We start from the raw sequence: 8,846 nt of genomic DNA, 5'->3' as shown, positions 1-8,846 counted from the left end.
GGCTTTGCTGGTGTGGAAACGGTCGAGTATGAGGCCAGCGAAACCGTCAGCGCCCGCCTGCGCAGCCGTACCAGCACCGCCACGCTGCCCGCTGAGGACGCCACCGGCGATGTGATTACCCTGGCCGGTAGACCCGGGCGGCCGTACCCGCCGGGCCGTATCCGGATAAACGGCGAAGCCTACCCGGCGGCCGCGCGCGGCGTGCTCCGCGTGAGCTGGTCCACGCGGGACAAGGTGGTGATTGAGGATCAGCTGGTGGACGCCAGCATGTTGAACGCCGGTGCACCGGAGGTGACCTACAACGCCAGCCTGGTGCGTGTTGATAACGGCCAGGTGCTGACCTCGGAATCCAATATCGACGGCACGGTGGTGGAGCTGTTCGCCGGTTACTCGGGGCTGGTCGAGCTGGTGATCAACAGCCAAGCGCTGGACTACGACACCGACACACGCAGCTACCAATCAGTGCGGATCCCCTTTAACTATGTGGCGGCCGGCTATGGCAAGTCCTGGGGTTATGCCTGGGGCGGCACCTATGACCCGGGTGTGATTGCGCCGCGTGGCGGCATCAGCGGCCGCCAGCTGTACATCAACATCATGGGGTTTGAAAACGGTGTGTACGTTGGCCGGTGGAATGACCTGGACGTGAGCGGGGAGCAGTACCTGGTCTCCAGCGTTGATGGCGAAACCTGGACGCGCCACTCGGTACTGCCGATGTTCTGGACCGGCACGGTGTACTGGTTCGGCGGCCGCTGGGTGCGGGTGTTCAACGGTTTCCTGTCTGAGGCGGCATCGCTCGATGGCCCCTGGACGGAGCTGCCCTCGCCGTCGGATTCAGCCACGGTGACCGGGCTGTCGTTCAGCGAGGTGATCAATGGGCGGCTGTTTTTGTGGGGCAATCAGTTGCTGTTTTCGTCGGATGATGGCAGCACCTGGGAGCAGCACCGGCTGCCTCCCGTGCTGGATGAGAACCGCGCGGACGTCACAACGGTGAACAGCATTGCGTACGGCAATGGCTACTACGTGGCAGTGATCCGCGAGGGCGAGCGCATCTGGATGTCGCGCCCAGATGCGGTCAATTCCAGGATGTGGCGTTCAGTCAACCTGGTCGACTGGGAGCTGGTAACCCCGCAACTGCTGGCCGATGGGGACTTTGGCGAAGGCCTTTACCGGGGCCTGTGGTCCGGTCATGTGCAGCGCATGGCGGGCCGCTTTCTCGTCCGGGTCGGCCTCGGCCAGACCAGCGAAGGCTCTGAGCGCACGCTGTTTTACAGCACCGATGGCCAGAACTGGTCCGAGGCGTCGTTTAACGGTGTGCCTGGCAGCAACTACTACGGGACAACCCGGATCGTGGAATTTAACGGCGACCACTATTACATCGGGCGGTCGTACGTCGATAGCTACGGCGGTGCGCCCCGCGTGTTCAGCAGCACCAACGGTGGCACCACCTGGACCGTCCAGACCATTGACCCCAACACCCAATTCTTCCCGCGCCGCTCCGGCAACCTGCAAGTCGTGGGTGGCCGGCTGATGATGCTATCCGATTTGCAACCGACCAATAACGGTCACCTGATCGAGAGCGATGACGCTTTAACCTGGCGGTCGCTGCGCCTGCAGCGGCCTACTGAAGAGGAGTAAACCCATGCCCAACAGAGCATTGAACAACCTCGGCTTGAACACCGACTGGGACCTGGGCGAGGACGGCTGGAAAGCGGGGATGGACTACAACCTGCTGGTACTGGACACGCTGGTGCAAGGCCGCGTGCTCGATATCGGCGTGGATGATCCGCCCAGCTCGCCTGTCGCCGGCGCCGCCTACCTTGTGGGCCCGAATCCCACCGGCGACTGGCTCGGTAGTGCCAACGCGATCGCCGTTTACGACGAGGGCGCCTGGACGCTGGTGGGCCCCCTGGAAGGTTGGGAAATGCACAACCTCGCCGACGGCCGTCGGTACAAGTTCGACGGCGCCAACTGGCTGCCAACCGCACCACTGAACAACCCCAGCGCCACCGCAGACCCAGGCGCCACCGACGACAGCACAGCGGGCTACCAGCCGCTGAGCCGCTGGCTCAATACCTCAACGGGGGAATTCTGGGTTTGTGTTGACGCAACCGCCAGCGCCGCCAGCTGGCAGAAAACCACACTCACCCTAGACGAGCTGGGCAGCGCCGCACTCGCCAACGTGGGCCTCGGCGGGGCAGACGTGCCTAGTAATGGTGATTTGGGCTCGGCGGCTTATGCGGATAAAACCACAAGTGCTACTGACACCACGGCTGGGCGCTTGCTACAGGTAGGAGCGTTTGGGCTAGGGGCTCCAGTATCGGCGCCCGATATAGCTGATTTAAACACGGCCAACACATTCGGTTCATATTCTTCTGAAAGCGGGATACCCAATACGCCGGTAACCGGAGGCGGGACTACTTTAACTGGGGCTAGAAATCCCAATGCCGGGTTCCAATTCTACAATCAGGCTTCCTCTGGCGGTGCCCACGACCTATGGTTTCGCTCCTATGGTGCAGGCATTTTCGGTCCTTGGGCAAAAATCCTAACCCAAAGAACCATCCTCGGCACAGTCTCCCAATCCGGCGGCGTTCCTACTGGGGCGGTGATTGAACGCGGCTCGAATGCAAACGGCGAGTACGTGAAGTTTGCGGATGGGACGCTGTGGTGCCGACATCACCAGAAGGCGCTCTATGATGTAGCGTCCCGTCTTTTGTGTCAGTGGAATTTTCCGGTCGCGTTCGCCAGTCCTAGCGCCTACAGTTGGAGCGCAGAAATGCAAGAGCGTGACCCAAACAACGTGAATGATATGCCCCCCGGAATCTCTAGTCTGATACATAGCCAGGTTTCGGAGGGGTCTCACTCGGCAACTTTGCTAAACGTAAACGTCCGCGCTGCGACCGGCGAGTTCGCCTTTTCCACAGGCGATTATATCTGGATGTCTTTAACAGCGATAGGAAGGTGGTACTAATGCTTAGACTAAATCTTTCCCCAATCCGATCAGACGAGCCGCAGCCCTCCGTTTCGTGGGTAGCACCAGTGCTTACCGTCAACGCAGTAGACTACAACCTGTCCCTGCTCGAAGACGGCGCAACCGCACAGCATCCGGTACTCGGCACCGTCCACCGTGTAGGCAATGATTACGAATGCACCATCACGCTGACGCATGGCGCCGATGCTCCCTCCGAAACCCGCTTCCCGGCGCCGGTCACCGTAACAGAGAACGGTCCTATCGAACTACCGCCGTATGACGCACCAGAGGAGTACTCCAATGACCTGGCTTAATGACTGCACCGAAATCGAAACCGCCGAAGACAAAGCGGCTAAGGCAGCGCTGGCGCAGATCAATCAGTTCAAGCGCCAGCGAGCCGAAGCCATCAGCGAAGCTGTCGTAGAAACAGCATCTGGAAAGTTGTTTGATGCAGACGAGCAGTCGATAGGCCGTATGGGTTTTCGCCTGCAGAAGGCCCAGATAACCGGTGAGACGGTGGTCGGTTGGGTTCTGGCGGATAGCGAGGCAGGGCACAAAACGCCGGTCTCTGTCGAGGAGCTGTCGGAGGCCTTCCGTCTGGCGGTCGACAACATGGACACAAACTGGGAAGCCCCTGGGGCGTGAAGTAAAAAGCGGCGACGCGCCCTGGTGCTGCAACACCAGAGCGCGACACCAGTCTGCAGAGCAAGCTGCAAACCAGCCGAGGCCGCCCGCTCACGTGAGCAAGGCGATCTTAGCAAAATGAAAAAGGTTTGCCGAGAATGAAAGAGGTTCGTTGTACAAAATGCCGTCGTAAACTCGCCATGGCGGCGTTTTCCGAAATCGAAATCAAGTGCCCCCGCTGCGGGGCCGTCAACCATCAGAAGGCCACGAGCCTCCAATCGCACCCTGATAGGAGGCAACATGGCCACACCCATCATCCCTTGGCTGGGCGGTAAACGCCGCCTGGTCGATCGCATCCTGCCGCTGCTCCCTCAGCACAGCTGCTACGTCGAGCCGTTCGCCGGCGGCGCCGCGCTGTTCTTCCTCCGTCCGGTACCCGCCGAGGTCGAGGTGCTGAACGACATCAACGGTGACCTGGTGAATCTCTACCGGGTGGTGCAGAACCACCTGGAAGAGTTCGTCCGCCAGTTCAAGTGGGCCCTCAGTTCACGCCAAGTGTTCAAGTGGCAGCAGATGACCCGGCCGGAAACGCTGACCGATATCCAGCGTGCCGCCCGGTTCTACTACCTGCAGCAGTCCGCCTTCGGCGGCCGCGTGGACGGCCAGAGCTATGGCACGGCTACCACCACGCCCCCAGGGCTTAACCTGCTGCGGCTGGAAGAGTCGCTGTCGGCCGCCCACCTGCGCCTTGCGTCCACCTACATCGAACACCTGGCGTGGCAGGACTGCATCCGCCGCTACGACCGGCCTCACACGCTCTTCTATATGGATCCGCCATACTGGGAGACCGAGGGCTACGGCGTGGATTTCGGCTGGGAGCACTACCAGGCCATGGCAGAGCTGCTGCACCAGATCAAGGGCAAAGCCGTCATCAGCCTGAACGACCACCCGGACATCCGTGAGCTGTTCAAGGACTTCCACATTGAGAGCACCGACATCAAGTACACCGTCGGCGGCGGCAAGGGTTCGGATGCGCGGGAGGTTCTGATATTCAGCTGGGACGTCCAGAGTGAGCCGGCGGGCCTGTTCTGAGCCTGCTATTATTTGGCCACGGAGGGCTGAATGTATGTGCGGAAGAATCGACGTCGACGGCGAAGAGATCAACAGATGGGTACCGCAGGACCTAGGCATCCGCTTCAAGGCGGCCAGCAACCATGACCTGCGGCCGGCCCAGACCGTATCCACAGTTGCCTCGGTAGAGGGGCGTCTGCAGCAGCTCGACACCAGGTGGGGCATCAAGCCCAAGTGGGCCACCAGCCTGCTTATCAATGCCAAATCCGAGACCGTCACCGAAAAGCAGACATTCGTCAAAGCGTTTGCCTTCAACCGCTGCCTGGTGCCGTGTAGTGGATTTTACGAGTGGATGAGTACGAAGGCAGGCAAGGTGAAGCTGCGGTTTCACCGGATAGACGAGCGGCCGCTGTACATGGCGGCATTCTGGTATGAGGGAGAGACGCCCCAGCTAGTCACCCTGACACGGGCAGCCCCAACGGAGCTCTACCACATACACAACCGGTTCCCGGTGTTCATTGGCGCCAGTGAGGCGAGCACCTGGTTGAATGCCACCCCTCTGGATGCCCAAGCTATGGCGATCGATTCGGCCGCCCAGGGCATCACTTTCAGCCCCAGTGAGTAGCCTCAGCGCACCTTCCACGCTTCGATGGCCCAGGTGTCGATCGGTAGGTCGTGGTCTTCAATGACATCCTGCATGGTTTCCCAGTATCGACGGTCCGTGGGCTTCTTCAGAATAAGGACAATACCGGCACGCTTTCCCGTGGCCGTGGCATACCCTAAAGCCTGCCCGATCGCCTGGGACCACTTGGATCCCCAGTCGTACTCAATGGCATGCGAGTCCAGGACACAATCCACTCGGCGGCGGTCAGGCAGCACCACCTCGGTCTCGCCGTCACAGAAGCGTTCCTGGTACCAGGCTTCGTTTCTGGCATGGACATCCAGGGAGAGGGAGAGCAGGAGCAGAATTACAAGGTAGGTTCTCATGGGCGGGAAGTGTGCCCCGGTGGCGGGAGAGGCGCAATCCCTATTGGCAATTCCTTTGCCCAGGGTGAAACAGTTACACTACGCCAATTATCGCGCGTGAGCCGTCAATTTATCGCGCGCGGCATCAGTACCCCACCATGCCGTGATCAACGACTACACCGATTACGGCATTTCCCAGGATGACCCGGACGTAGTCAAGGGCCGCGCCGGCTCACCGTATGCGGTCAAGGATTATTACAACGTCAATCCGGATCTCGCTGAAGATCCGGCGCAGCGCCTGGCAGAATTCGAGGCGCTGATCGAGCGTACTCACGACAACGGCCTGAAGGTCATTATCGACATCGTTCCCAACCACGTGGCCAGGGATTACGATTCCATCAGCCGCCCTGAGGGCGTCGACAACCTCGGTGCCCAGGATGATGACTCGGTCACCTATGCCCGTGACAACCAGTTCTACTATGTGGTCGGCGAACGCTTCAGAGTCCCCGATCCCGAGGGCGACTACCAACCCCTGGGCGGCGATGTTCACCCGCTTGCCGACGGCGAGTTCGAGGAGAACCCGGCCAAGTGGACCGGCAATGGCGCCCGCGCCGCTCAGCCGGGTTTCAATGACTGGCATGAGACCGTAAAGATCAATTACGGGGTAAGACCCGACGGTACCTACGACTTCCCGCATCTGCCGGACGACTATGCCGGGCGGTCGATCGAGGATCATCACGCTTATTGGCAAGAGCAGGACCTGCCGGACTCCTGGTACAAAATGCGCGACACTGCCCACTATTGGCTGGACAAGGGCGTCGACGGTTTCCGGTACGACATGGCGGAAATGGTCCCGGTGGAATTCTGGAGCTTTCTGAATGCCTCCATCAAAGTGGAGCACCCGGACGCCTTTCTGCTCGCGGAAATTTACAACCCGGACGCCTACCGCGATTACATTCACCTGGGGAAGATGGACTACCTCTACGCCAAGGTGGATATCTACGATACGCTGAAGCCCATCATGCGCGGCGAAGCCGGTACCGATACCCTGCCTCCGGTGCGCGACGCGCTCGCGGACATCGATCAGCACATGCTGCTGTTTCTCGAGAACCACGATGAGCAACGCATTGCCCACCCGGAATTTGCGGGCGACGCACAAAAAGGCAAGCCGGCCATGGTGGTCTCTGCGCTCTGGGGACGGGGCCCGGCGATGATCTATTTCGGACAGGAAGTGGGCGAAGACGCCGATGAAGATGCCGGTTTCGGCAAAGCCAGCCGGACCACCATTTTCGACTACTGGGGCGTGCCCGCCCACCAACGCTGGATGAACGACGGCGCCTTTGACGGTGGCCAGCTCAGCGAGCAAGAGGCCGCGCTGCGCGAGTTTTATCAGCACGTGTTACGCCTGGCACGGGAGGAGCCCGCCGCCGACGGGCAGATCATGGACCTGCACGACTACCAGCGCCAGAACAGTAATGGTTACAACGAGAAGCTGTACACCTGGGCCCGTTGGTCGAGCTCACAACGGTGGTTAATTGTCAGTCATTTTGGCGACCAGGCGGCTACCGAAGTAACGTTGAACCTGCCGCGCGAACTGATCACTGAATGGCAGTTGTCGCCGGGCCAGCACACACTTCGGGATCGGCTCGATTCGAATCAGGGCGTTATTCTAACGGTGGATAATGATGGGCGTGGCTATGCCGAGTTGGAATTAAGCCCGCTTCAATCTGTGGTGCTTGAAGTGAGTGAGATGAACGCATCTGACAAAGACTGAAAATGCATACGTATTCATAGCGGTCAGACGACCTGCATACGTATGCAAGCTATTGAGCAGTCCGTCGCCCCGTTCTACGATGAATTCATGGTTTGGGAACTCTCCTTCCTTGCCAGCCCGGGATCACTCCCGGGCCATTTTTTGAAACCTTACGGTTTTACCCTACTCTCTCATTGCTTTGTGTTGGGAAACTTTGGCGCAGTCTACTGCGCCTTTTTTTTACCCGGCCTTTCGTGCTGTCGATCCTGTCCGGTCGGGTACCAATAAACATAACAGTAACCAGTAAGCTTGGAGATACAATAATGAACGATAACACCCGCAACGGCCGGGCTATGCCCCGGTGGTTAATGCATAGCGCACGCGCCCTACCGGTGCTCGCTCTGGCGATCGGCGCTCAAGCCGACCATACCTCAGATCCCTCCAGCGTCAGCATCCCGGGAGACCTCAATCCCGCCATGGGCTGCCCGGGCGAATGGCAGCCAGACTGTACCGATGCCGCCCTTGAAGCGGGCGCGGATGGTATCTGGCGCGGCAGTTTCACGCTTCCAGCCGGCGACTACGAATACAAGGCCGCCATCAATGGCGGGTGGGATGAAAGCTACGGCGCGAATGCCACCTCTGGCGGTGACAACATTTCACTGAGCGTGTCTGAAGAGCAGGCCGTCCGTTTTTACTACAGCCACGAGAGCCATTGGGTCGCCGATAGTGTCAATGACGTTATCGCAACCGCGGTCGGAGATTTCCAACAAGCACTGGGTTGCGAAACCAACTGGGCGGCGGACTGTATGGTTGCCTGGGTTCAGGACATCAACAACACCGGTATCTATCAATACACCACCACTGACATTCCGGCCGGCAATTACGAGGCAAAAATCGCCCTGAACGAGACCTGGACTGAAAGTTATGGCGCAGACGGTGGCAATGTGCCTTTTACCGTTGAGGCGGACGGCGAAGAAGTCACCTTTACCTACAACAGTCTGGACAACAGCGTGTACGTGGGCGATGTGATTTCCGCTGGTGACCTGAGTCAATCCAAGGCCTACTGGCTGAACGAGAACACCATTGCCTTCGCGGTCACACCGGACGCCAATGTCCAACTGCACTTCGATGCTCAGGCGGACATGACCAGCAGCCCCGAGGGCGTTTCTGGCGGCGAAGCCATCACGCTGACCCACGATGCCAATGGCATGAGTGATTCGCTGGCCGAAAAATTCCCCCACCTGGCCAACTACCCCGTGTTCACCATTGCCGAGGCGGACCTCGAACAGATCGGTGACATTCTGAAAGGGCAGATCGCCGTGTCGGCCAGCAACGAAGACGGCAGCCTGGTCGATGCCACCGGCGTGCAGATTCCGGGCGTGCTGGATGACCTGTACACCTACGATGGCGACCTGGGCCCGGTGTATGACGGCGATGTTCCCAGTGTGCATCTGTGGGCACCGA

The 8,846-nt window shown here is 59.7% G+C and carries 9 protein-coding genes and 1 pseudogene; 9 read left to right on the top strand and 1 reads right to left on the bottom strand.

Annotated features, from left to right (window positions below; translation table 11 throughout):
* The 7 genes from B3187_RS10035 to B3187_RS10010 all read left to right on the top strand — a co-directional run.
* A partial coding sequence (locus B3187_RS10035) for a sialidase family protein (RefSeq protein ID WP_286806178.1) occupies window positions 1-1,635 on the top strand: 1,635 nt, incomplete at its 5' end.
* 4 nt (window positions 1,636-1,639) lie between these two features.
* Complete coding sequence (locus tag B3187_RS10030) at window positions 1,640-2,968, top strand: DUF2793 domain-containing protein (RefSeq protein WP_286806176.1); 1,329 nt, start codon at window positions 1,640-1,642, stop codon at window positions 2,966-2,968.
* A gap of 68 nt (window positions 2,969-3,036) precedes the next feature.
* On the top strand, window positions 3,037-3,282 hold the full coding sequence (locus B3187_RS10025) for a hypothetical protein (protein ID WP_286806174.1): 246 nt from the start codon (window positions 3,037-3,039) through the stop codon (window positions 3,280-3,282).
* Window positions 3,269-3,613 carry a hypothetical protein gene (locus B3187_RS10020; RefSeq protein WP_286806173.1) on the top strand — a complete coding sequence of 115 codons (345 nt, stop codon included), beginning with the start codon at window positions 3,269-3,271 and terminating at the stop codon, window positions 3,611-3,613. The genes B3187_RS10025 and B3187_RS10020 overlap by 14 nt, the downstream gene beginning before the upstream one ends.
* Window positions 3,614-3,750: 137 nt before the next feature.
* A complete protein-coding gene (locus tag B3187_RS17580) occupies window positions 3,751-3,927 on the top strand; it encodes a Com family DNA-binding transcriptional regulator (protein ID WP_353743453.1) in 177 nt (58 codons plus the stop codon).
* Window positions 3,893-4,684 carry a DNA adenine methylase gene (locus B3187_RS10015; RefSeq protein ID WP_286806171.1) on the top strand — a complete coding sequence of 264 codons (792 nt, stop codon included), beginning with the start codon at window positions 3,893-3,895 and terminating at the stop codon, window positions 4,682-4,684. The genes B3187_RS17580 and B3187_RS10015 overlap by 35 nt, the downstream gene beginning before the upstream one ends.
* A gap of 34 nt (window positions 4,685-4,718) precedes the next feature.
* Entirely contained in the window at window positions 4,719-5,288 is a 570-nt protein-coding gene (locus B3187_RS10010; RefSeq protein ID WP_286806169.1) for an SOS response-associated peptidase, read from the top strand.
* A gap of 2 nt (window positions 5,289-5,290) precedes the next feature.
* Here B3187_RS10010 and B3187_RS10005 read toward each other — a convergent pair whose 3' ends face one another.
* Window positions 5,291-5,650 (bottom strand): hypothetical protein, encoded by a 360-nt coding sequence (locus B3187_RS10005; RefSeq protein WP_286806167.1) that lies wholly within the window; start codon window positions 5,648-5,650, stop codon window positions 5,291-5,293.
* A 142-nt stretch (window positions 5,651-5,792) separates the two neighbouring features.
* Between B3187_RS10005 and B3187_RS10000 the strand changes: the two genes are divergently transcribed.
* Together B3187_RS10000 and B3187_RS09995 are read left to right on the top strand one after the other, a co-directional pair.
* Entirely contained in the window at window positions 5,793-7,403 is a 1,611-nt protein-coding gene (locus tag B3187_RS10000; protein WP_286806165.1) for an alpha-amylase family glycosyl hydrolase, read from the top strand.
* A 302-nt stretch (window positions 7,404-7,705) separates the two neighbouring features.
* A pseudogene (locus B3187_RS09995) lies at window positions 7,706-8,846 on the top strand (DUF3372 domain-containing protein); the annotation flags it as partial.

The sequence above is a fragment of the Marinimicrobium sp. UBA4209 genome (genome assembly GCF_002381585.1).
Classification (GTDB): Bacteria; Pseudomonadota; Gammaproteobacteria; order Pseudomonadales; family Cellvibrionaceae; genus Marinimicrobium; species Marinimicrobium koreense.
The sequence above is the reverse complement of the archived record's forward strand: the minus strand, read 5'-3'. Positions and strand labels throughout refer to the sequence as shown.

Bases quoted from the DNA above. Each gene is read 5' to 3' on its own strand.
- B3187_RS10020 (WP_286806173.1), top strand. From the start codon at position 3,269: ATGACCTGGCTTAATGACTGCACCGAAATCGAAACCGCCGAAGACAAA.
- B3187_RS10030 (WP_286806176.1), top strand. From the start codon at position 1,640: ATGCCCAACAGAGCATTGAACAACCTCGGCTTGAACACCGACTGGGAC.
- B3187_RS10010 (WP_286806169.1), top strand. From the start codon at position 4,719: ATGTGCGGAAGAATCGACGTCGACGGCGAAGAGATCAACAGATGGGTA.
- B3187_RS10005 (WP_286806167.1), bottom strand. From the start codon at position 5,650: ATGAGAACCTACCTTGTAATTCTGCTCCTGCTCTCCCTCTCCCTGGAT.
- B3187_RS17580 (WP_353743453.1), top strand. From the start codon at position 3,751: ATGAAAGAGGTTCGTTGTACAAAATGCCGTCGTAAACTCGCCATGGCG.
- B3187_RS10015 (WP_286806171.1), top strand. From the start codon at position 3,893: ATGGCCACACCCATCATCCCTTGGCTGGGCGGTAAACGCCGCCTGGTC.